General features: G+C 61.4%; 18 protein-coding genes and 1 tRNA gene. 13 read left to right on the plus strand and 6 right to left on the minus strand.

Translation table 11 applies throughout. The features are described 5' to 3' along the window. Nucleotides 1-51 precede the first annotated feature (51 nt). Nucleotides 52-1,644 carry a glycosyltransferase family 2 protein gene (locus IPI01_11530; protein ID MBK7258409.1) on the plus strand — a complete coding sequence of 531 codons (1,593 nt, stop codon included), beginning with the start codon at nt 52-54 and terminating at the stop codon, nt 1,642-1,644. Continuing rightward, the gene (locus IPI01_11535) at nt 1,644-2,654 is read left to right on the plus strand and encodes a DUF4922 domain-containing protein (protein ID MBK7258410.1); all 1,011 of its coding nucleotides are present in this window, start codon (nt 1,644-1,646) and stop codon (nt 2,652-2,654) included. The genes IPI01_11530 and IPI01_11535 overlap by 1 nt, the downstream gene beginning before the upstream one ends. Here the strand turns inward: IPI01_11535 and IPI01_11540 are convergent. After that, nucleotides 2,645-3,886, minus strand: a complete 1,242-nt coding sequence (locus IPI01_11540; GenBank protein ID MBK7258411.1) for a DUF1343 domain-containing protein — start codon at nt 3,884-3,886, stop codon at nt 2,645-2,647. The genes IPI01_11535 and IPI01_11540 overlap by 10 nt on opposite strands. A gap of 158 nt (nt 3,887-4,044) precedes the next feature. On the opposite strand from IPI01_11540, the gene IPI01_11545 reads away from it, so the two are divergent. From IPI01_11545 to IPI01_11575, 7 genes are all read left to right on the plus strand, one after another. Beyond that, nucleotides 4,045-4,983 (plus strand): hypothetical protein, encoded by a 939-nt coding sequence (locus IPI01_11545; GenBank protein MBK7258412.1) that lies wholly within the window; start codon nt 4,045-4,047, stop codon nt 4,981-4,983. Next, the gene (locus IPI01_11550) at nt 4,984-7,911 is read left to right on the plus strand and encodes a serine hydrolase (GenBank protein MBK7258413.1); all 2,928 of its coding nucleotides are present in this window, start codon (nt 4,984-4,986) and stop codon (nt 7,909-7,911) included. It begins immediately after the preceding gene. A gap of 49 nt (nt 7,912-7,960) precedes the next feature. After that, nucleotides 7,961-10,507 carry a BamA/TamA family outer membrane protein gene (locus IPI01_11555; protein MBK7258414.1) on the plus strand — a complete coding sequence of 849 codons (2,547 nt, stop codon included), beginning with the start codon at nt 7,961-7,963 and terminating at the stop codon, nt 10,505-10,507. Nucleotides 10,508-10,609: 102 nt separating this feature from the next. Continuing rightward, nucleotides 10,610-11,224 (plus strand): HD domain-containing protein, encoded by a 615-nt coding sequence (locus IPI01_11560; GenBank protein ID MBK7258415.1) that lies wholly within the window; start codon nt 10,610-10,612, stop codon nt 11,222-11,224. Between the two features lie 69 nt (nt 11,225-11,293). After that, a tRNA-Phe gene (locus IPI01_11565) sits at nt 11,294-11,366 on the plus strand. Between the two features lie 149 nt (nt 11,367-11,515). Next, on the plus strand, nt 11,516-13,216 hold the full coding sequence (locus IPI01_11570) for a hypothetical protein (GenBank protein MBK7258416.1): 1,701 nt from the start codon (nt 11,516-11,518) through the stop codon (nt 13,214-13,216). Continuing rightward, on the plus strand, nt 13,131-15,392 hold the full coding sequence (locus IPI01_11575) for a hypothetical protein (GenBank protein MBK7258417.1): 2,262 nt from the start codon (nt 13,131-13,133) through the stop codon (nt 15,390-15,392). Before IPI01_11570 ends, IPI01_11575 begins: the two co-directional genes overlap by 86 nt. Before the next feature lie 66 nt (nt 15,393-15,458). Here the strand turns inward: IPI01_11575 and IPI01_11580 are convergent, their stop codons facing one another. Together IPI01_11580 and IPI01_11585 are read right to left on the minus strand one after the other, a co-directional pair. Beyond that, complete coding sequence (locus IPI01_11580) at nt 15,459-15,983, minus strand: dihydrofolate reductase (protein ID MBK7258418.1); 525 nt, start codon at nt 15,981-15,983, stop codon at nt 15,459-15,461. Between the two features lie 61 nt (nt 15,984-16,044). Next, nucleotides 16,045-16,509 (minus strand): thermonuclease family protein, encoded by a 465-nt coding sequence (locus tag IPI01_11585; GenBank protein ID MBK7258419.1) that lies wholly within the window; start codon nt 16,507-16,509, stop codon nt 16,045-16,047. 398 nt (nt 16,510-16,907) lie between these two features. Between IPI01_11585 and IPI01_11590 the strand changes: the two genes are divergently transcribed. From IPI01_11590 to IPI01_11600, 3 genes are all read left to right on the plus strand, one after another. Continuing rightward, on the plus strand, nt 16,908-17,378 hold the full coding sequence (locus IPI01_11590; GenBank protein ID MBK7258420.1) for a hypothetical protein: 471 nt from the start codon (nt 16,908-16,910) through the stop codon (nt 17,376-17,378). A gap of 21 nt (nt 17,379-17,399) precedes the next feature. After that, complete coding sequence (locus tag IPI01_11595; GenBank protein MBK7258421.1) at nt 17,400-18,176, plus strand: 3'-5' exonuclease; 777 nt, start codon at nt 17,400-17,402, stop codon at nt 18,174-18,176. Between the two features lie 78 nt (nt 18,177-18,254). Then, a complete protein-coding gene (locus tag IPI01_11600; protein ID MBK7258422.1) occupies nt 18,255-19,838 on the plus strand; it encodes a DUF362 domain-containing protein in 1,584 nt (527 codons plus the stop codon). Between the two features lie 11 nt (nt 19,839-19,849). Here IPI01_11600 and IPI01_11605 read toward each other — a convergent pair whose 3' ends face one another. After that, a complete protein-coding gene (locus IPI01_11605) occupies nt 19,850-20,278 on the minus strand; it encodes a DUF1801 domain-containing protein (protein MBK7258423.1) in 429 nt (142 codons plus the stop codon). A gap of 226 nt (nt 20,279-20,504) precedes the next feature. On the opposite strand from IPI01_11605, the gene IPI01_11610 reads away from it, so the two are divergent. Further along, entirely contained in the window at nt 20,505-21,680 is a 1,176-nt protein-coding gene (locus IPI01_11610) for a hypothetical protein (GenBank protein ID MBK7258424.1), read from the plus strand. 162 nt (nt 21,681-21,842) lie between these two features. Here IPI01_11610 and IPI01_11615 read toward each other — a convergent pair whose 3' ends face one another. Continuing rightward, nucleotides 21,843-22,202, minus strand: coding sequence for a hypothetical protein (locus IPI01_11615; protein MBK7258425.1), 360 nt, complete (start codon nt 22,200-22,202; stop codon nt 21,843-21,845). A gap of 69 nt (nt 22,203-22,271) precedes the next feature. After that, nucleotides 22,272-24,248 (minus strand): glycoside hydrolase family 97 catalytic domain-containing protein, encoded by a 1,977-nt coding sequence (locus IPI01_11620; protein MBK7258426.1) that lies wholly within the window; start codon nt 24,246-24,248, stop codon nt 22,272-22,274. Nucleotides 24,249-24,355: the final 107 nt, after the last annotated feature.

The raw sequence follows: 24,355 nt of genomic DNA on the forward strand, positions 1-24,355 counted from the left end.
GCGCAGCAACGACACGAAGAACAGGAACAACGGAAAAGACAGGGCACAAGCATGAAACCGATCACAGCGTTCATTCCGTATTCAGGAGCCGAGGGGACGAAGGAGACGGTGGATCAACTCCAGGCGTCCGGATCCGTCGAGAGGATCGTGCTGCTGAGCACTGCAGGCGATCTGCCGCCGGTGGCAGGGTGTGAGAGCCTGACGGTGACAGGCCTTCTGAGCAGCGCAACCATGGCCGCTCTCGGGAAGACCCTCCGCACGCCGTACGCATTGTTACTCCTCCACGACACCCGGATCGACTTCGGGCAGTTCGGGATCGAGCGGATGGTTCGCGTTGCCGGCGACACGGGCGCCGGGATGGTCTTTTCTGACTACTATGATATGAAGGACGGGCGGCGGTCGCCCCATCCGGTGATCGAGTATCAGTATGGCAGCCTGCGCGATGATTTCAATTTCGGGTCCGTGGTCCTGCTGGAACGTGAAGCCGTCCGGGCAGCACTCGCCGAAGTCCGCTCACAAAAGCATGCGTACGCCGGGTGGTATGCCCTCCGGCTCGGCATCACCCGCAAAGCACAGATCGTCCGTGTGGGCGAATACCTCTACAGCAAGGTCGAAGCCGACGCCCGCAGGTCGGGCGAAAAGCTGTTCGACTATGTGGACCCGAAGAACCGCCAGGTACAGATCGACATGGAAGCGGCTGCAACGTGGCACCTGAAGGCGATCGGTGCCTGGCTGCCGCCGGTCTTCAAGACCCCGGCCTTCACCGCCGAAACCTTCCCGGTGGAAGCGTCCGTGATCATTCCCGTCCGCAACCGCGTGAAGACCGTCGGTGAAGCGGTCGAGTCGGTCCTGAAACAGGATACGTCGTTCAGTTTCAATGTGATCGTGGTGGACAATCACTCCACCGATGGTACCACCGATGTACTGCGCACGCTGGCGCACCGGGATGCACGTGTCCTGCATGTCGTCCCCGGCCGTGAGGATCTCGGCATCGGTGGGTGCTGGAACGAAGCGGTGCACCACCCGCGTTGCGGGCGGTTCGCGGTGCAGTTGGACAGCGACGATCTGTACAAGGATGGCAGTACTCTCCAGAAGATGGTCGAGGCGTTCCACCGCGAGCGGTGCGCCATGGTGATCGGGAGTTATCAGATGACCAACTTCCAGCTCGAACCCATCCCCCCGGGTGTCATCGACCACAAAGAATGGACGCCCGACAACGGGCGCAACAACGCACTCCGGATCAACGGGCTCGGTGCCCCGCGGGCCTTCTATACACCCGTCGTGCGTTCGATCAAGATCCCCAATGTCAGCTACGGCGAGGATTATGCACTCGGACTCGCGATCTCGCGCGAGTACCAGATCGGCCGCGTGTACGAACCGGTGTATCTGTGCCGCCGGTGGGAGGGGAATTCGGATGCCGATCTGGATATCCCCAGACTGAATGCTTTCAATTTCTACAAGGACAAGATCCGGACGGTGGAAGTGCTTGCACGGATCCGCATGCAGGAGAACGCGGAGAAGAACGCGGAGAAGCCCGCACGGCGTACAGCGAAAAAAGGAAGACCGGCGACAGTCAGGCGTGCGAAGGCCCCCGCGAAGAAAGCGAAGCCGGCGTCCGGCCGTGGCAAGGGAAAGAAGAAGTGATGGCCGGCAGGAACGAGATCGAGAGGGTGAGCATCGGGTTGGAGGAGCTGGGGCTGGCGGCGGGCGCTCCGGTGGCCGATGGTGCTGCGGCACTTCTGCACCGGCAACAGGCGACCTGGGAGATGCTCCGGACGAATGTCGCGGGCCTCGCGCACGTGCGGACGCGCCAGTTCCGCTTCGGCGGCTACCAGGTGCGTGTCCAGTTCAATCCGGGGCGCCTCACTTCCTCTGCAGCGCGCGTGGATGACCGTTCCATCCGCGAACGGAAGTGCTTTCTCTGTTTGCCTCACCTCCCTCCCGAACAGCGCGGCGTTCCCTACGGAAGCAACTTCATCATCCTGTGTAACCCGTTCCCGATCTTTCCCGAGCACTTCACGATCCCCCACGTGGACCATGTACCGCAACGCATCGCGGGGGAGCTCGGATCCTTCCTTGCCCTTGCCCGTGACCTTGCACCGCGGTACAGTGTGTTCTACAACGGTCCGCGGTGTGGCGCATCGGCCCCCGATCATCTGCATTTCCAGGCGGGTACGCGGCAGTTCATGCCGATCGAAGGGCAGTACGCGCGCCTTCGTGCAGCGGAAGGGAAGGAGGTCCGTACGACCGGCACAGCGAGGACCATCGCCATCGAAGGGGGCGGCCGGCGGTTCGTTGCTTTTGAGGGGACGGATGCAGCGGATGTGGAGCGCGCGGTGGCCGAGTATGTCGCCGTGTTGCAGGGGATCACGGAAGATGTCGAAGAGGCGATGATGAATCTCATTGCCTGGTACGAAGGCGGGTCGTGGGTCGTCCTGCTCTTCCCGCGCGCGAAGCACCGGCCATCATTCTATTTTGCGGAAGGCGATGAGCGTCTGCTGATCAGTCCGGCGGCTGTCGACCTCGGTGGCGTTTCCATCACCCCCGTGGAAGCGGATTTCCGCAAGGTCACCCATGAACATCTCGCGGCGATGTATCAGGAGGTGCTGCTGTCGAGGGCGGAGTTCTGGGCGAGCGTCCCTTCTCACTTATAAAGGAAGTATCGTTCCGCCCTCACCCTGAACCCTTCCACGTCCTTCTGCAGCGATCCCTCCACGTCTTCGTAGCGCATCCTCCGCGTGAACAGCTGCCGGACACGGTCTGTGCCCACGACCTTGTCGAACATCGTGATACGCGAAGGATCGGCCAGCGTGAATGGGTTCTTGTCCGGATAGAGTTCGTGATGCGCCTGGAGGAACCGGAACTGCAGGGCCATGAGGTTCACCTTCGCCGGATCGATCAGATGGACCTGGACACCCTTCAGTGTCTTTCCGGTGGAGCGGCCATAGAACGGCTTGAACACGATAGGGCGGAAGAGCACCCCGGGCAACCGGAACGCATTCATCGCATCTGCCATCGCGCCGGCATCGATCCACTCCGCAGCAAAGACCTGGAAGGGGAGGGTGTAGCCGACGCCTTCCGAGATCACGCCGAGTTCGCCGAGTATCCCGGTGCAGACATAATAGAACGCGGAGATGTCCCGTGGTTGATGGGGAGACGGCGGAACCCACTCCAGGCCGGTCTCGGGGAACGTCATACTCCGGTTCCACCCTTTCATCGGGACCACGATGAGGTCGCAGGTTGCCCCGCCCGCCAGCAATTTCTCCCCGTTCAGGAATGTGGCGAGTTCACCGCAGGTGAGTCCATAGACATACGGGACCGGGAACTGGCTGACGAACGACGTGAACGGCTTCTCGACAAGACTCCCTTCGATCCTGATCCCGCCCAGAGGGTTCGGGCGGTCCAGGACGACGAAGGGGATCTTTGCCGCCGCCGCGGCCTCCATGGCGAGGCCCATGGTGCTGATGTAGGTGTACGAACGGCATCCGTTGTCCTGGATATCGTACACGAGGATGTCGATACCGGCCAGCATCTCCGGGGTCGGTTTCCGTGTCTTGCCGTAGAGGGAGTGGACCGGGAGGCCGGTGCGCGCGTCCGTGTAGGTGTCCACCTGGTCACCCGCCGCGAAGTCGCCCCGCACGCCGTGTTCCGGTCCGAAGAGGGCGACGAGCTTCACGCCCGGGGCCGCGAACAGGATATCGATCGTGGAGGTGAGTTGTCCGTCGACGCCCGTGGGATTGGTGATGAGCCCTGCCCGTTTCCCCTGGAGGATGTTGAATCCTCGTTCCTTCAGCACTTCAATGCCGGTGCGCACGGCCGGTTGACCCGCGTGGGCCGATGAGAAGAGTACCACGAAAGAGAGTGTGCAGATCAGGAACGTTCGCATGGCCGGCTCCGGTACATGGTGGGGACACCACAGGGATACACCAAAAGTAGCCATGCCTCCCGTGAGATGCAAGATGGCCCGTTTGTTGAAAATGCGCGGGTCATTCGGTACATTGATGCACGATCATCTCTTCTCTGATACTGTCAGGATCCATGACCATGAGTGAAGCCACACTGGTGTTCGGGGCGGATGGCGGCGGGACGAAGACGCTGGGGATCCTTGCCGATCGCTCGGGGACGGAACTCGCTCGTATGCAGGTCGGTCCCGGAAATCCCAATGTCGCCGGCGTTGATACCGCGGCACGCAACCTGCTCGAACTCATCGGAGGATGCTGCGAACTCGCGAAGCGCTCGCCCCAGGAGATCGGAGCGGCCGTGTTCGGACTCGCAGGTGTGGGGAGCCTGGTTGTGCGGGCATCCCTGGAAGAGGCCCTCCGGGTGCTGGCGGCGCCGCGTGGCTGGTCTTCCATGCCCATGATCCTTGAGACCGATGCACGCATCGCGTTGGAAGGAGCCTTCGGCGGCGGACCGGGTATCGTGCTCATCGCCGGGACGGGCTCCAATGTCATTGGCAAGCTCCCCTCCGGTGAGGTCGCCTCGGTCGGTGGGTGGGGCCGCGTACTGGGCGATGAAGGGAGCGGATACGCGATCGGACTTGAAGCTGCCCGGGCCGTTGCACGTGAGATCGATGGGCGCGGCGACGCCCCGCGGCTTCGTGCACTGCTCGCGGACAGGTTCGGTTGGACGTCGCGTGACCGCGTGATCGCCGCGGTGTATCAGGAAAAATTCGATCTCGCTTCTGTTGCGCCCGTCGTGCTCGGCGCCGCGGCCGAGGGGGATGCGTCCGCGGTCCGCATACTCGAATCCGCCGCGCACCAGCTCGCAGAGACGCTCCGCGCACTCGCCGCTCGCATGGAAGGCGGAACACCGGTGGGGGTGGTCTTCACGGGGGGACTCATCGACCATGACACGCCGTATGCGGGGATCCTGCAGCGTGCCATCAGCACCGAGGTGCCGGGCGCTGAAGTGGTCCCCGCGCTCTATGCTCCGGCGAAGGGCGCGGTCATCCTGGCTCACCAACGTCTCCAAGGGAGGTAGATGTTCCGTCTCACCGTTCGTCCCCATCAGTGCATTGCCGCAGTGTCTGCTGTCCTGCTGCTCTCGTGTTCCTCGCAACCCCCGGTGCAGAAGGCTGACCCTCCCGTCGCCCCTCCGCCGGCCACGGCCGTTGTCACCCGCGATCGTTCGCACTGGGTGGATAGCGTCCTGGCATCCATGACCGTTGAACAGAAGATCGGTCAGATGATGATGGTCGGCGTCTCCGGCCACTATTTCAGTTCCACGACCGATCCGTACGCGCGCCTGGTGCGGCTCGTCCGCGAACGGCAGATCGGCGGCGCGATCCTCTGGCGCGGCGATGTGTACGAGTCGGCCTTGCGCCTCAATACCCTGCAGGCCATGTCCAATGTGCCGCTGCTCGTGAGCGCCGACCTCGAACGTGGCGTCCCGATGCGTGTGCGGCGCGGGACGCCCTTCCCCGACGCCATGGCGATCGGTGCGACGCGCAATACGCAGTATGCCTATGACGTCGGCCGTGCGATCGCGCGCGAAGCACGCACCCTCGGGGTGCATCAGAACTACGCGCCGGTCGCCGACGTGAACACCAATCCATCGAACCCGGTGATCAATACACGGGCCTTTGGCAGTGACCCCGGACTCGTGGAAGGAATGGTGGATGCCTTCATCCGGGGCACGCAAAGTGCCGGCGTCCTTGCGACGGTGAAGCACTTTCCCGGCCACGGCGATACCGGAACGGATTCCCATCTGGACCTTCCGGCGATCCCATACTCCCGTGCCCGGCTGGACTCGGTGGAGCTTGTCCCGTTCCGCGCAGCGGTGCGGGCCGGCGTGCAGTCGGTCATGATCGGGCACCTGCTGGTCCCGGGACTCGATCCGTCCCGATCCGTGCCCTCCTCATTGTCGCCGGCCATTGTGACCGGGGTCCTGCAGCGAGAGTTCGGGTTCGGCGGGTTGATCGTCACCGATGCGATGGATATGCGTGGGATCACCCGCGATTATTCACCCGGCATGTCGAGTGTGATGGCGGTGAAGGCCGGGGTGGATATCGTCCTGATGCCGCCCGACGAGGAATCCGCGTTCGCGGCCATGACGGCAGCAGCGCGCACAGGAGAGATCACGCAGGAGCGATTGGACCGGTCGGTGAGGAAGATCCTGAAAGCGAAATGGGACCTCGGGCTGGATACACTCCGGACGACCGACCCGGATGAGATCGCACGTGTCGTGGGAAGCCGCGAACACTGGAACCTCGCACGTACGGTTGCGCGTGCGTCCATGACCCTCGTGAAGAATGAGCGGAATACGGTACCGTTCGAGGCCCGGAAGGCACGGCGTATCACATCGATCGTGCTTTCGGACACGGACAACGGCCTCATGGAGGTATCGCGCCCGGGGAATACCTCGATCGTGGAACAGCCCGGCGCCTATTTCAATGCACTGCTGCGTCAACGCAGTATGCGGCTCGAGGCCTACCGTCTCTCGCCGGTCAGCAATGCCATCGATATCGATGCGGCACTCGCGCGGATACGGAAAGCCGATCTTCTTGTCCTTCCGGTGTTCGTCAAGGTGCGGACGTCGAGCGGCACGGTGGATATGCCATCCGGCCTGCAGCCATTCCTGAAGAAGGTGGCGGACCTTGATGTTCCGACCGTGGTCGTCCTGTTCGGCAATCCCTATCTGGCCGGCCCGTTGTCCTGGGCTGATGCGGTGTTGTGCGCCTATGGTGACACCGAGCCGCAGGTGGAAGCCGCGGCAGAAGCACTCTTCGGGGAGATCGATCTCTGTGGCAAATTGCCGGTGACCGTCAGCGGGAGGTTCGCGCTTGGCACGGGCGCGATGTGTTCACGCGACCGCTTGCGGTACGACGACCCCGTCACGGCAGGGTTCGATACGGACAGTCTGCGGCAATTGGACCGGATCATCGAGCGCGCGATCGCAGATTCGGCCTTCCCGGCGGCAGAACTTGCCGTGGTGCGCGATGGCATGCTGATCTATAATAAGTCGTTCGGCACCTTCACCTATGACCGCACGAGCAGGCCGATCGACAATACCACCATGTTCGACCTTGCCTCGGTCAGCAAGGTGATCGGAACAACGTCCGCGGTGATGAAGCTGGTCGACAACGGACAGCTCAGGTTGGATGATACGGTGGGGATGTACCTCCCCCCATTCGCTTCGGGGCCGAAGGCGGCGATCACCATCCGTCAGCTCATCACCCACCGTGCAGGATTCCCGCCGTTCCGGAGGTTTTTCCTGATGTGTTCAACTGCCACGGCGGCCATCGATTCGGTGTTTGCGACCGATCTTATTGCGGTGCCGGGCGATACCACCATCTACAGCGACATCGGCATGATCACGATGGGCAAAGTGGTCGAGAAGATCACGGGGATGCCGCTGGAGGCTTTTGTCCGAAAAGAGTTCTTCGAGCCGCTCGGGATGACGCGCACGATGTATGCCCCACCGGAGAGCCTGGCCCTGCAATGCGCACCGACGGAGATCGACACGCTCTGGCGCAAGCGGCTGGTGCAGGGACAGGTGCACGATGAGAATGCCGCCTTGCTCAACGGCGTTGCCGGACATGCCGGGCTGTTCTCTACTGCGTCGGACCTCGCCATCTATATGCAGATGCTCCTGAACAAGGGAGCGTATGGAGGGACCCGGTACCTGAAGGAAAGCACCGTCGTCGAGTTCACCCGAAAATACGTGCAGGGGCAGGACCGTTACCTTGGGTGGGACATGAAATCCTCCACGGGGTCATCCGCCGGATCACTCTTCTCGCCGTCATCGTTCGGGCATCTCGGGTTCACGGGTACGTCCGTCTGGACCGATCCCGACCGGAGGATCAGTGTGATCCTTCTGACGAACCGCGTGCATCCGACCAGGGCGAACCAGAAGATCCAGCGCATCCGGCCGGCGGTGCATGATATGGTGATCAGAGCATTGAAGTAGCATGAAGGGAACCGCAAGGCACACGGAAACGAGATCGTGGAAACGGAGTGTGCTGTTCCTTCCGTTGTGCCTTCTTCCCATTGCCGCTGTCCTTGCCTTCTCCGCACCCCCGGATTCCTCCCGTACATCAACAACCTTCACGCCCGATCTTTCCGTCTCCGCCGGCGGATCGCACCGGCTCCTGTTCGGTGACCTGTGGCGCGATGTATGGACACTCCCGGTGACCGTTCCTGTGATCAGGGCCTTTCCGTTGCAGCACCCCCCGGCGGATGAGACCGTCTCCGCGATCCGGGGGATGCGTGGGTATCAGGTGGACGATCGGTCACGGATCGTATTCACACCGATGGTGAAGCCGGTGGAGGCCGGTTTCAATCGTGAGTTCCAGCGACTCTATGCCCCGGGTGTGCTTGCTGATCTCAGAGCAATGGCGCACCCCTATGCCCGGCTTCTGGCAGGTCCGTTTCTGGATGCCGCCGGGGTGCTGCATCTGCATTCCCGATTCGTTGTCCTCCAGGAAGAAGGCCAGGGTGGCGCCGGAGGGGGGGCGGGGGAAGGCGGGTTCGTGGCTGCATTGCCATCCACTCCGTTGATCGATTCCTACGAACTCCTCAGGCGGCTGGAACGGGGTGGGGCCGGACAGGTGGATCCTGCGGCATTCCTTGCGGCAAGACTTCTGGGTTTGTATCTTGGCGATTGGGAGGAAGGCCTGGATGCCTGGGGCTGGACGTCCGCGGGTGACGGACGCTATGTTCCTGTGCTCCTGGATCCTTCGCATGCTTTCACGCGCTTCGATGGCATCATCCCCCGGGCGGGAACGTTCTTTCTTACTTCTGTGGATTCGTGGGATGGCGGGCTCCCATCTGTCGGGAGGGTGCTCTGGACCGGTCGGCATCTGGACCGCTGGCTCTTGTCCCCGCTGGAGAAGAGATCATGGGATTCTGTGACGGCCGTCACAGCCTCGCGACTCACGGATTCTGTCATTGAAGCATCCATCCGGGTACTACCAGAAGAGGTCAGGAAGCGTTTCGGGACGACCCTCGCCGCAGACATGAAGTCGCGTCGGGACCGGTTCCCGCGTATGGCAGAAGAATTTTACCGCATGAACGTCAGGGTCGTCGACCTTCATGGGACCGACGGGTCCGAACTCGCAGAGATCACCCGGATCGACGACGAGCGCGTCCGTGTTTGCATCCGCGCTGCCAGCGCCCGTGACAACGACGATCCCACGGTCCTCTCCGATCGTGTGTTCATGTCTGCAGAGACCGACGAGATCCGCATCCTCCTGAAAGGCGGCGATGACCGTATCGTCGTTCGCGGACACGTCGCTTCGTCCATCCCGGTCCGCGTGGCCGGCGGGCAGGGCAATGATGAGATCACCGATTCATCGTCGGTGAGCGGATATCTCTTCGGCATCATCCCGTTCATCGGCGATGCCGAGAACTGCACGTACGTGTACGATGGGCCGGGGACCGTCGTGCACGAAAGCGATGGGACCGTTTTTCGTGCCGTTGATCCGGCGCCTCCCGCGAACGACACCGTGCGCTTCGCTCCTGAGCGCGAGGACCGCGGGTATGCGCAGACATGGACCGGGATGTTCGATTGGAACTCGGAGTTCGGGCCGATGATCGGGGTGGGTCCGACCCTGACGTACTTTGATCACGATACGCGTCCGTTCATTTCGCAGATGTCCTTGCTTGGCGGGATCGCTCCTTTCGCCGGGGTCGGACGTCTCGTGATGCAGGCGGAATGGCGGGGGCTGATACGCAATACGGCGTTCCTTTTCGATGCCACCGCGACGGGATTCGAGGTTCTCACCTACTTCGGGCGCGGGAATGAAAGCGTCACGAGCAGGAGTCCCAATGATCCGTACTACCGTGTGCGCCAGACACAAGTACGGCTGGAGCCTGCGTTGCGGTGGCCGGCGGACGGGCCGTTGACGTTGACCGTGCAGAGTGGTTTCCGCATCGTCATCACGGGTAAGGGCGAACACAAGTATGTGACGGACGAAAAGCCATACGGCATCGCCGATATGGCGCTCGCATCCGTGAGTGGGAGTATGCGATGGGACACCCGGGACGATGACGTGCATCCGTTCAGCGGGGCGTACTGTGATATCAGCGGGATGTTCGTGCCGAAGGCCTTCAGTGTCGGTGCGCCGTACGGGCGCCTGAGGGGCGATGCGCGGTTCTTTGTCACGACCGGCGGGCCGGCGCCCGTGACGCTCTCGTTGCGTGTGCTGGGGGTCAGGTCGTGGGGCAAGGTGCCGTACTACGATGCGGCGACGATCGGGAGCAGCACGGCGATGCGCGGCTATCAGCAGGGGAGATTCGCGGGCGCTTCATCGCTCGCGGGCATCGTCGAAACCCGGGTGCGGCTCGGTCGGATCGATATCATCACTCCGGTGATGTACGGCGTCTTCGGGTTTGCGGAGACAGGACGGGTGTTCGAACCGGGCGAGGAATCGGGGGTGTGGCATCCGTCGTTCGGTGGAGGCGTGTGGGCTGCTCCGTGGAGGCGCGATGCGACCCTCACTGCAAGCATCGGGGTTTCAAAAGAAAGCGTGATGCTGTATGGGGCGGTGGGGTTCGGGTTTTAAGACCGCAGAGGGACAGCGTAACGGGTGAAGCGTGTGGGGGTGTTGGTGCAATGGAAACCGGAACAGGAACGATACCGGGCGGGGCCGGAGGCCCGTGCAAACATGATACGATCGGCGATCATAGAGAAGGCTGAGGCGCTGGTGGCAACGCTCTACAGGGAACGGATCCCTTCCTGGGCGCGTTATCATACGCTCGAACACACGCGCGAGGTGGTGGCGGCCTGCGTGGAGATCGGAACGGGAATGAACCTCACGGACGAGGAGATGGAGATCATCGTCCTCGCGGCATGGTTTCACGACGCCGGATATCTCGAGGGGGCTGATGAGCATGAAGCGCGGAGCGCGGTGATCGCGGAGGATTTCCTGAGGAAGCAGGGGTATCCGGCCCTGCGGATCCCTCTTGTGAAGGGATGCATCGCGGCAACGAGGATCCCCCAGCGGCCGACCACAGCCCTTGAACGGATCGTGTGTGACGCCGACCTGATGTATATCGGCGGCCCCCGGTTCAAAGAGCACAGCGATGCCTTGCGGGACGAATGGCAGACGAGGATGGGGATCATCTACGGGGAGGTGGAGTGGCTTCAGAAAAACATAGAGTTTGTGGGGAGTTGCGAGTTCCATACGGGCTTCGTCCGGCGTACCTACGGGGCTATGCGCAGCCGCAATTTATCGCACCTGTACGAGCTCTTGGACCATGCCGGGTCCGGAAACCGATAAATACCAGCGGGGGATTGCCTTTTTCCACGGGGTTCATTATATTTATGACTCAGGTTGTAGCGCTCTGACGGTCAGGTAGCTCAGTTGGTAGAGCAGCAGACTGAAAATCTGCGTGTCGGCGGTTCGATTCCGTCCCTGACCACGGCAAAAGCCCGAACTTCGTTCGGGCTTTTGCAATTAAGAACTAAGAATTCAGAATTCTTAGTTCTTAATCCCCCCCCCGCGCTACCTCTTTTCCCCCGAATCCCCTATCTTCCACGAGTACCAACAATCCACCCTTCGAGGCTCCCCATGAAATGCACCCTCTTCTGCCTTCTCTTTCTTCTTGCCTCCCTTGCCTCCGCCCAGCCCGGCAATCCGAATCTGGCCGATCCGGGGAGCGGATGCAGTGTTGAAAAGGCGACCTCGAACCAGCCGTTGGCCTACAAGGCCATCACCGGCAATACCGAGGAGGGGTGGAACTCCGCGGGGGAGACGGCGGGCGCATCCATCACGCTGACCTACGCGCGTGAGGTTTCGGTGAAAGAGATCTGGATCCTCCCCAAACCCATCTTCAGCCATGTGATCACGCCGTACAACCTGCAATACCGCTATTCCTACGCCCGGCCGAAGAACATCACGATCACATTCTCCGATGGAACGTCCAGCGACGTTCTGCTCCGTCAGGCCGATGACTTCCAGATCATTCCCCTCGCGAAAGAACAACGTACCGGATCGATCACGATCACGGTCCGCGACGTGTGGCAGGAGGAAGGTGCCGTAGGAACGGGCATCGGCAAGGTGCGGGTCTTTGCGCAGCCGAATGCGCTGACATTCACGATGCGTTCGATGGAGAACTACAACGCGGTCGGTGACAAGCCGGTGAAACGTGCGTTGCTGAATGTCGTCAATCCGGGTCCGGCCCTGCGTGACGCACAGATCACGATCTCGCAGCGCGGGAAGGTGCTCGATGCTATCGCTCTCGGAACGATCGAGGCGAGGGCGGTGACGGGGAAAGAGATCTGGACGTTCGTGCCGCCGGCGAATGGCGATTATGATATCGCGCTCACCGTGGGCGGCAGGACCGTTGCGACGCAACCGAAGCTGCCGATGACCGCCTTCAGGAAGACCTATTTCGATGGCGGGAAGGTCCTGGTCCATTCGACGAACCATAACGATCTCGGTTGGCTGGGGACGCAATTCGAAACAGCGGACTACCGCTCGCAGGAGATCATTCTCCCGGCCCTGAAGATCATGGAGTCGGCACCGGATTTCAAGTACACGATGGAAGCCGTTGCCTATCTTCGAGAATTTCTCGAACGCCATCCGGAGAAGAAAGAAGAGATCTTCAGGCGGACTGCGGAACGCCGATTCTCCTGGGGTGCAATGTATACCCTGTCGCTCCAGGAGCAGGTCGGTGCGGAGAAGCTGGCCCGCCAGTTCTACTTCGGCCGCCGCTGGATCAAAGAGAATATCCCCGGAGCGGACAGCCGCATCTACATCAATGCCGACGTCCCGATGCTCACCTGGCAGCTTCCGCAGATCCTCAAAAGCGCCGGAGTGGAGTATCTCGTCCAGGCACGGATCCCTCTCGGGTTCTATCACTGGCAGGGGTTGGACGGCACGACGGTGCCGGTGTACGGATTGCGGTACGGGAATTCCCCGCGCATCTCTCCCGGCGCCAACGAAGAATGGTTGAACCTTGTGTACGGCAGGGAGGATTTCGCGCGGTCGCGCAACCTGCCGAAGACCATGATCTACGACTACAATGAGGATTACCTGCCGCCCAATGGCGAACTCGTTCCGTTCGTGAAAGCACAGAATGCGATGATGAGCGCCTTCGCGGTGGCATGGAACAAGCAGCATGCCGGCGACGTGGCCGCACAGGTGCGGCCCCCGCTCCTGGAGTTCACCAATCCGGAGGACCATGCTCAAGGGGATCTTCAGTACCCCGGGAATGCATCTCCAAACGCTGCGCGGCCAGTGGCCGAATGCATGGGCCTATTACGATGAGCCAGGCAATCGTGAAGCCCTGCTCCAGGGCAGGAAGGCGCACAACATTCTCCTGTCGGCGGAGAAGCTGTTCTCGTTCTTGAAAGCCACAGATCCCGCCGTGACATATCCCAAGCCGATGTTCGACTCGGCCTGGCAGGCGAACCTCTGGCCTGACCACGGCTGGGGCGGCGGAAAAGGACTGACCACCGACAGCATCTATCATGCCTCGTATCGGAGATCCTACGAGGGCGCACAGTCGCTGATGGGCCAGGCGATGCAATTGCTGGGCGATCGCGTCGTCCGGCAGGATGCCAGGGGTCTGCAGGTCGTGGTCTACAACCCATTGAATTGGGACCGCCGGGAACTGGTACGGTCGTCGTTCTCGCTTCCGACGGGTTGGTCCGGGTTTGCCGTGAAGGATATCCGCGGTATCGCGGTTCCCTTCGAGGTCGTCGACATGACGGCAAGCACGACGACAGTGCTGATCCAGGCGGAGGTGCCGGCCCTGGGGTATGCGACGTATCGTATCGAAAAAGCAGCGAAGACCAACGCGCCGGTCACGACGCTCACCGGCGACTCGATCGACACACCGGAATTCAAGGTCGTCTTCGGGAATGCCGGCATCAAGGAATACACGGACAAGGGGAAGCGCAGGAGCTACTTCCGGACGGACAAATTCCAGGCGGGTGAGCTCCTGCAATTTGCCGCACCGGGGAACGCGTGGGAAGAAGAAGCGCTCTTGAAAGGCATCCCGCTGGATCTCGAGCGGTCGGGTACGCGTACCAGCACGACCGTGCGGTTCGTGGAGACCCCGTTGCGCTGGATCCGTGAGACGGAGACCCCGCTTGGCAACTGCGTCGCACGTCACCGGTACTCGGTGTCCAAGGCGACCCACGATGTCGACCTCGAACTCGATCTTGTGGGCTGGAACGGCACACGGGCAAAGGAAGTGCGGATCGCATTCCCGATGAACATCGAACGTAAGATCACCACCGGGTTGATCACGGTCCCGGCGTCGTGCGTCACGACACCTGACGGGAAGAGCCGCGGCCTGCTCGGCGAGTACTTCCGGAATCCCAATCTGGACGGCGAGCCCGTGTTCACACGTGTGGATACGGTGATGGCGCCGTACTGGGACAAAGCTTCGCCCGGTGAAGGGGTGCCGAAGGATTTCTTCTCCGTGCGCTGGACGGGAACCATCCATGTGCAGGAGACCGGAAACTACACGCTGGGCATCATTACCGACGACAAGGGACGGATGTACTTCGAAGACGAGCTGGTCGTCGACAACTGGAACCCGTACGAGTTGAATACGATGAAGACGTTCTCCACGAAACTCGAGAAGGGCAAGGAATACCGGATCCGCATCGACTTCGCGGATATCGTGGAGTATGCCGGGATCCGCTTCCAGTGGCGGAAAGAGGAGGATGCCGCCGACACGAAACAGACAGCGGCGATCAGTTATGAGATCCCATTCGGTGCTGTCGAGTTCAGCAAGGACGAAGCGGACTTCTCGCAGCTTCCCGACAACAAGGAGTCGCAGTATTACCCGAATCTCTACGGCGGGTACGAGCCGATCGCGTTCCGGGAAGCGCTCAACTGGGTGAACGTCTCCACCGGGTCGTACAAAGGATACGGGTGCCTGTTCGCGTCGGACATGACCCTCCATATCTTTGAAGATCAGACATCACAGCCCGTACACTATCCGGTGGTACAGCACGTGCTCCTCTCGACGCGCAAGAGCCTTGCGTGGGATCCCGAATACTACTTCGAGCAGAAGGGGGACCACACCTTCCGGATGTCCTTGATGTTCCATGACGGGAACTGGCGGATGCGGTACCGCGATGGCATAGCGTTCAACAACCCCTTGATGTCCTTTGTTTCGGCGACACAGGAGAGCGCCGGCCGTCGTACGCTGCCATCGGCCGGGAAGGGGTTCCTCCGTGCCGAGCCATCGAATATCGTCATCACCTCGGTGAAGCAGAGTGAGGATGGAACGGGGACGGTGGTGCGGTTCTATGAAGCTGAAGGGGATCGGTGTACGGCGCGGCTGACGTTCTCCATGACGATCCGTGAGGCCATCCGCACTGACCTCCTCGAGTATCCGGCCGGGCCGTTGCCTGTGGCACCGGATGGTTCTGTGACGCTGGAAGTGAAGCCGTGGGAGATCGTGACGTTGCTCATCAAAAGGTGATGTGAACCAGCGGGCAGGCCATCGGTGAACAGACGTCAGGATGGACCCTGTCCCAAGGGCGATCCCTCAGGATTTCTTCGCCGTATCATAGCTGAGCAGGACGATCCCGCTAGACAGCGTACGGGATGATGCGAGGTGAAGCCGGCCAGTGCCATGGCCGGCAGGAAGGACCGGGATCCCCGTACCAAGCATGACGGGCATGACGGCGACCTCGATCGCATCGACGAGACCGGCATCGAGGAGCAGGCGGAAGAGTTCGCCGCCACCGAAGAGCCAGATGTCCTTTCCGGGAGCGCGCTTCAGACCGGCAACGCGTTCCGCGATCCGGTCCTGGATGAGCGTGATGCCGGGATGCGCCTCCGGCCTGAGTGTCTGCGAAACGACGATGGTCTCCTTGTCCGCGCCCGGCCCGCCGGGGCCTTGCGACCGCACGACCTCATAGGTCTTGCGGCCCATGAGGAGCGTATCGAACCGCGCGAACAGGGCGCCGAAGTCGATGCTGTCATCCATGACGATCCAATCGTACCCACCGTCCGGATCGGCAATGAACCCATCGAGGCTCATCGCGACGTTGTAGACGAGTCTTCTCATCTGATCACCGCTCCGTACTGTACGTCACTCTCCATGGTCGGGGACGAAGGGGTAGGACTCGTCATTTTTTCTGTTCCCGTTTCCTGTACTCCCACGGAGGCACCGATCCATCGACGCTCCACACACCGCGCCGATCGCGGCGGGCCTCGTCTTCCATGCCTTCCAGCGCCTTGCTGCGTGCGTACCTGCGGAAGTAGTACGCCATCCCTGTGCGGACCATCTCGTGATTGACATTCGTTCCGTCATCGAGGAGCACTTCAGCGAGTTGGCGCTTGAACGCATCCTTGCCGTGGGGGATGAGGGTGACCGTCTTGCCATACGTGAGCGCTGACAGCTTCTCTCGCGAAGCACGGGAGAACGGTTGTCCCAGTTCGGGGGCATCGATGCCGAAGAGCCGGACCTTCACGGTCGCGTTGCCCGTCCGGAGGCGAAGCGTATCGCCGTCATGGATGCCGATGACGGTTCCGGTGATCCCGGCCGACAAAAGAAGCGGGAACAGTAAGGTGATCCATGTGCGGGCAAACATCGTTTCTCCTGGTGTCTAACGTGCCGTGATCGTACGATCGTGTGTGTACCAATATACGAAAAGGGCATGCGGGGAGAAATGCCTGGTGACGTGTCTCGAGATCCGTGCCTGTCGGACGCGCCGAAGATCCGAATCGCGGAGGGGGGCTGCCCGCTCCTAGTCGAATCGCATATGCATGTGTCCCCCGGTACTTGACCCGATGATCGCTGCGGTGATCCTTGCAGAAGCGCAGAAGGATGGAATTGACATTTCGGGCATCCTTGTGTACCATTTACTTGACCCCCCGTTCCTGTGGATAACCGTGGATGGCCCCTCGCGGAACCTGCCGGGGGTGTGCGGTGTCACCTCCATCGTATGCATACCATGCGTGATCAACGCCAGAGATCGGAGTTTCTCCAATGAAAACCTTCACTGCTGTCATGACCGTCGCCATCCTCTGCGCAACCCTCGTGGCTGCCGCGGCCCCGGGCGACTATTCGATCCAGGTGCCCGCCGGCTGGACCAAGAACACCGGTTCGGCGGCCAAAGAGCACTATATGAAAGGCGGAGTGAGTTTCATCCTGACGGTGGACACCGCGCCAGCTACGGCCCAGGCCCCCGATGCGTTCGTTGAATACGTGAAGAAGCAGCTTGCCGGCACGTTCAAGAACACGAAGTTTGAAGCGGTGAAGAAGGTGACCATCAACGGACGGGAGGGACGGGAGTTGGTGTATACCGGTGAGATGAGCGGGATGAAGATGAAGTACGATGTCGTCTACATCCGGAAGGGAGATCAGTACTACACGTTGACGTTCGGCGGGCTGGAGGAGATGTTCGGCACCGTGAAGGCCGATATCGGTGCTATCGTGAATTCATTCAAGCTGAAGTGACGACGAAGGAAAGCCGACCTCATGCTCACCCTCAAACGCCCCCTGGTCTTCTTCGATATCGAGTCTACAGGCCTTGATACCGTCAACGACCGTATCGTGGAGATCGCCTTCGTCAAATGCGGCCTGGATCTCCGGCCGATCGAGCAGCTGCATTTTCTGCTCGATCCCGGCATGCCGATCCCGCCCGCCTCGACGGCGGTGCATCATATCACCGATGCCGACGTGCAAGGGAAACCGAAGTTCAAGGATGTCGCCCAGGAGATGCTGGCATTCCTCGCCGGCTGCGATCTGGGGGGATACAATCTGCTCCGGTTCGATGTGCCGATGCTCGGTCTGGAATTCGAACATGCGGGGATCGTCTTTCCTGCAGAGGACACGAAGATCGTGGATTCGCATACGATCTTCATCAAGCAGGAGCCCCGGAACCTCACCGCCGCCTACGCACTCTACTGCAACAAGGTCCTGGAGGGTGCACACTCGGCATTGGCGGATACCATGGCGACCGCAGAGGTGTTCCTCGGACAGGTCCAACGCTATGAGGATCTGCCGTCGACCGTCGAAGAGCTCCACACGTTCTGCGGCGCGGACGAGATCGTCGATCCGGCAAGGTACCTGAAACGTCTCCCGCAGGGCGTCGTCTACAATTTCGGAAAGCACAAGGGGGTGCCCGTCGGCGATGAGCCCGGCTATGCCGACTGGATCCTCTCCAAGGATTTCCCCGCTTCCACGAAGATGCATCTTTCCAAAGCCCTTGGACGTCCCTGGCCCCCGGCCAGACCGGCTGGAGGGAGGTCGTGAGGGTGGCCCGGTGCCCCCGGCGAGGCGTATCAGGAATGCCGGGCAACGCAATTTCATCTGACGAACGAGGATAACCCCATGCTCACACGCCGGTCATTTCTCAGTACGGTCGCTGCCGGTGGCACCGCACTCGCACTATCGCCGATCGACGTCCTGGCGGGCGTCCGGTCCGTCACCGCCGATCGCTTCAATGTCCATCCGTTCATCGAAGCGAACCCTTCCGCGGTCTTCATCATGCGGACCGCGGTCGATGTGAAGACGAACCATGCGGCCATCCGGCAGGCGGGGCTCACATTCGGTTCGTCGGTGTTCGTTCCGGTGCAGAGCGGGGGCATCCCCATCAGCCACATGATCGCCCTGAAACCGAACATCGTCATGATGCCCGATACGGACGTGGACAATATGGGTATCGTGACAGATCCCTACTTCGTGGAAGGGATCATCGAGAGCATCAAGGCCCTTGGCGTCGCCGGCGACCACTTCTATCTCCGGGAAGTGAACGATCCCGGGCAGTTCTCGAACAGCGGCTATGCGCAGATGGCGGCCCGCACCGGTGCGGATATTCGCGCTCTCGACGCTCCCGTCGGGGCCATCAATGAAGCGGACCTGCAGTGGGTGGATCTTCCGGATGGACAGTGGTTCACCCGGATCCCCTACCTCTGGCCTGTGAATGCACCCGATTCGTGGCTGCTCAACATCGCGAAGCTGAAGACACATCTGATGGGCATGACCCTGTGTGCCAAGAATATTCAGGGAGCGATCGCGATGCCGTACGTGCAGCACTGCGTGCGTCACGCGGATACGATGCTCATGGATCCGGTGCACATCCGGGCCGGTGCCAAACAGAGGATCCTCGATGCGTACAACACGCATGTTGCGCAAGGGATCCCCCGTTGGGGCAGGCCGGGTGAGGATGGCGGGCTCTGGCACGAGACCTGGGGAACGCGGTGCCTCGATAACAACGCGGTCACGAAACCCGGCCTCAACATCATCGAGGCGGTCTATGGCCGTGAAGGCCCTTTCACGAATGGTCCGGCAGAGAACGGTAAGGGCATCGACCATATGGTCAACCTTGTCATCTTCGGGAAGAACCCGTTCCACGTCGATGCCGTCGGGTACTGGCTCGGGGGGCATGAACCGGGCAATGTGGGTTCTCTGCACATGGCCGTGGAACGCGGGCTCTCGGTCACGTTCGACCCGTCCAGGATACCGATCTACGAGTGGACGGCGGATGGATCGGCGATGCTGACCTCCCTCTCGGGATTCCCGCGGACCCCGCTACGCACCCAGTATCTCCTGAGGGACTACGACGGGCAGACCGAGGAGAGCTGGCACCTTCTCAATGAGCCGTACGACTATACCGCGACGCATGTCGCGGAAGGAAGGATCGGGCTTCCCGGATCGTTCGTACTCCATCAGAACTTCCCGAATCCGTTCAATCCTTCAACGTCGATCCCATTCGAATTGCCGCGCGCAGGGAATGTGCGCATCGAAGTGATGAACGTTGCCGGCGAATGTATCGGGATCCTGGTGGACGAATACCGTCCTGCCGGGGCACATCTCATCCGCTGGGATGCCAGTCGCCACCCTTCGGGGGTCTACTTCTGCAGGGCCCTGTTCGGAGGGAAGAGTATGGTGAAGAGCATGATCGTTGTGAAATAGGGGCAGTTCCGCTATCCGCGTTTCGGGGGGTAGAGTGCCTTGAGGTACCGCACCGATGCTTTGATCATCAGACGGAGCGTTGGTACGTGGATGTCGTCCATGGACTTCACATAGATGCACCCCTTGCCTGCTTTGCACTTCCCGAGCTTCTTCACGAGTGCATCACGGTTCTCATAGTCGCCCATCAGATAGAGGACGAGCGAGTCCTTCCGCGGCGAGAACCCGACAAGGCACGAATCGCCTTCATGCCCCGATGCATAGACGTAGTGGTACGAGCCGAATCCCACGATGCTTGGTCCCCACATCGCGGGGACTTCTTTGGTCACGGCACGCATCACCTCAAGGGCAGTGAATGCGTCCTTTTTCCGCCGCGGGTCCTTCACCGCATTCAGGAATCCTTCCACGTCGACACCCGTGGGCTTCGTCTTGAGTTCTGCCATGCGACCCTCCTGTGTTGTATGGGGAGAAGGTACACACATGGGTGGCAAAAGGCAATCTGTCACCCATGTCCGGTCACTCCCATCGCTACATCGCCCTTCCTGAAAGCGGTCAGAAGGTGCCCCCCGATGTGTCTCCTACGCCCTTTGCCGCCCGGAATGGAGGTGCGTTCCCCTGGCATCGGGTTTGCATCTGATGAGCTGTCCGCATCAGCGAAGGGAACGCACCATGAAGAAGACCAAGATCGAAGCCCTGCAGCCTCTGCTGCATTCACCGCTGCGGCCGGAAGGCCTCGATGCGGTCCATCATGTCGGCTTCTATCATCCCTCACGGAATGGCCGTCAGGAGCCGGTCTCGTTCGCCATGGACGAATTCCGCAAAGGGCGTGGACGGGCTGTGCAGCGCTGGCTGACGCTGGTACCGCATATGCTCAGCGGACTTCCCGAACATGATATCATCATCCGGTCTCTGTATTGCGACGAGACTGAAGTGTGCGATGCATCGCCCCTCGATCGGCTCTGCGATACCCTCGCCGAACGCTCCGGTGCGTCGTACAGCCCGACGCGATTGAAGAAAACTCGCACCACGCATGCCCTGCAGGGATTGGGCGGGCATGCTGCCCATCTCCGCGAGCTGGAGAATGTCTTTCAGTTCGACGGATCGGGCCTTGCCACGCACGCCCGCGTTCTCATCATCGACGATGTGATGATGACCGGTGCGACCCTGGAAGCCATCGCCACCGCCATCCGCTCCTCACTCCCCGGTGCACACATCTCGGCTATCGTCCTTGGTTGCGCGGGCGGACAACAGAATGAACATCTGGACCCCGCGTTTTTTGATCTGAGTCTCGATGCCGAGCCCACGCCCGCCAAAGCATTCCTGGCCCCGAGGGGGAGATCGCGGCGCGTCCCACGCCAGGAGGCATGTGCGCCGTCGGCAGGATTCCCGGGCCCGCAGGCGGTGCCTGCGAACCGCTCCGGGGTCCGCACATTCCTCATGTATGGCGCTGCCGTCGTGGTGGTGGCCCTGCTCATGGCCACGTTGGATCCGCTGCACGCCGACAAGCAGGTTTCCATGCCAGCGTTGGCGGTCATGGATGAACCGATGTCACAGGCAGCACTCCGTCCCGCTGACCCTGTTGCGGCCAGTGCCCCCGCTCCCGCGGCGGCAGTTCGCCGCAATGCGGATCCTGCACGCGTTGTTGTGCCTCAGGTTGGATTGCGCGAAGGGCATTCGTTCGACGCGCGGATGATCGGGCGAGCAGTCGCGAAGGCAGGCGAAACCGTCGAGATCATGCGCCGGCATGTCGCCGAACACGGGCCTGACTGGTATCTCATCCGTACACGAACGGGGAAGACAGGGTGGGTGATGGCTTCGGTGATCACCCGAAACAGAATGCATTGACGGCCATACCGGAAAGGATCTATGGATCGTTCACGCGAAGTGCTGAAGATAGCAACATTCCGGCCCCTGGTTCTCACGAGGAAGAACGAAGGTCCGGGAACACTTCCGGCCGCAGGATCCGCCACCGGTTCACACCACGGGCTCCAACCCGCCAGTACGCTGTTACAGCGGACTGGCTCCGCTATTCCATGGACCGATCCTGGTGCCGAACGAGCAGGCTTCAGTGAATGGACAGGGTGCGCCGGGGGCGGGGGGGGGGCGGCTCACCGAGGCGGAAAGCGGCATGATAGCCACGTCCCGCTCATGCGCACGGAGTCCATCCCGCAGTCGATCGATCACCGGGGAAATTTCTTCCGTCTCCCGGACCATGGCGCGGGAGACAAGAGCGATCCCGGATCCGCCCTTCGCGTTCTCACCGATCCAAACATCACTCCAAGCCTTGCTGGTCGGATCAGGCAGGATCGCCGGATCCAGATCCTCGCCCAGGCTGAGTTCGGCCGTGGGCCAGAACCGGTTCCCCAACAAGAACTCCCGAAATGCGTCCCGAGGAAAGACCCTCCGATGGCCTGAAACGAGAGCATCGGGATGGCGCTATGGCCGGGCCTGTCCTCCGGTGTCCGTCAATGGCGCAACCGTGCGGATCTCCGCTTCAGTGGCCGGACGGATCTCGATGGCCATGCCTCCCGAGGCGCGCAGTGGGGCCGTCACCCGGCTCGCCGCGGTCACGAGCGCCCGCTCAATCTTCACATGCGTACGCGTTGGCACGGCGTCGCCTCCATCGGTGTACATGGTTGCATGGTAGGTGACGCCCGGCTGCAGGAATGACAACGGGATCCCGAGCGTCCGGGCATCGTTGTTGGTGATCGCCCCCACGAACCACGTGCTGTCCTTGCGCCGCGCGAGTGCGGCATACCGGCCTGTCTCCCCGAGGAGTACCTTCGTTGTATCCCAGACCGTCGGCAAACGATCGAAGAATGCCACCTCGGGTTCGCCCTGAATGTCGGAGGGCTTGTCGTACCAGAACACGAACTGCAGCGGGCTATAATAGATCACGGAGAGAGCGAGCTGGTGTGCAGAGGTCGTCTTGATCCCCGCGACCTTCTTGATCCCGGCCTGATGATAGTAGCAGATGGTGTAGTCCGCCGCTCCGGCCAGAAAACGGGTGAAGGGCAGCGTCGCGTTCAACGTGGCATCGGGCATGCACTCGTTCCCGTAGACGCCTTCCTGGGTCAACAGGTTCGGGTATGTTCTGCTGTAGCCGGTGGGCCGGTATTCATCGTGGATGTCCACCATGAGATGGTGCCGCGCAGCCTTGCGTACGGCCTCATGGACCCAGTGCGTCCACCGGTCGGAGCCCACATGCACGAACCCGAACTTCAGCCCTGCGATCCCCCAGCGCTCGTAGATGGGCAGGATCTCGTCGATCTGCTTCTCCAACGCCCGGTGGTTCACATACAGGAAGACCCCGACCTCCTTCGACCGGGCATAGGCGATGATGCGCTGGAGGTCAAGGTCCTTTGCCGGGTTCCGGCGGGGGTCGACGTCCACGCGTGAGGCGTCGGAACTGACGGCATATTCATATCCATACCATCCCGCATCGAATTCGATATACTCGATGCCATGGGCGGCACAGAAATCGACACAGGCCTCAGCCCCCGATGTGGAGAGGGTGACCTCGCGCATGATCTTCCCGGGCCTGATCCAGCGCGTATCGCTGATCTGGCACGGCTCATTCAGGTTCAGGAAGATGTCATTCCGTTCGAGCAGTTCTCCCGGGGAATCTGCGGCCATGATCAGCCGCCAGGGTGTGGCGTACGGAGATGTTGCCGTGACCGGCCCGAACAGACGGATCCCGATGGTGTTCGGCTCGTCCGCTGCATGGACGAATTTCATGCGCGCGTGCTCGACGAGTCCGGCCTCCCCGATGGCAGCGTATGTGCCGCCGGGAAGTTCCAGTGTGAGCGGCCGCTCGCTTTCATATTCCGGTGTCCGGGGATTCCAGCGCGGGAGCGGAAGGGCACCATACGACCAGTCCTTCACCGGAACCCGGTGATAGAGTTCCTGCGCAAACGGGGTCACCCATGCCATCGTCCCTTCAGGCACGGCGAAGGACGTGAGTTCGCCTGTGATATTCAGCACGGAGGTTGACAGGTTCTCGGGGAATACGTAACGGAATGCGGCCCCTTCGTTGTACATGCGGACATCGAGTGCCATCACCGCGTTCGTATCCTTGTTCCGTATGAAGGTGAACGTCGCTGCGCTGTAGTGGTCACGCACGACGCTCCGTTCGCCATACACGGGGTGCCATGTCGTGTCCGTTCTCCACTCCCGGGAAGCGTTGAGCGTGAAACCCGATGTCCAGTCCGGCATATCGTGCGTGCATACACCCAGCCGCGAGCGCTGGATGATCTCCTTCCCATCCCGGGTGAGTGCGTAGAAGAGCTGTCCGTCCGTGCCGGCGGTGAGAATGAACTGCAGGCGGCTGTCAGGTGATGCAACCGTGTGCATTTCCGGCGAGGCGAACGTCATTGATGTGAGGATGAGGAGGCCTGCAAGCAGGGTCTTCATGGCGATGCCTGACACGTGGGAGGAATGAGCCCCGGCGGGGGGCGGATTGGCGCAATATACGGAGGAAATCCAGGAGTTGCCCGGCCCATCGCTCCTGCATGTCCGCG

It is taken from the genome of Ignavibacteriota bacterium (assembly GCA_016707525.1).
Taxonomy (GTDB): domain Bacteria; phylum Bacteroidota; class Ignavibacteria; order UBA10030; family UBA6906; genus JAGDMK01.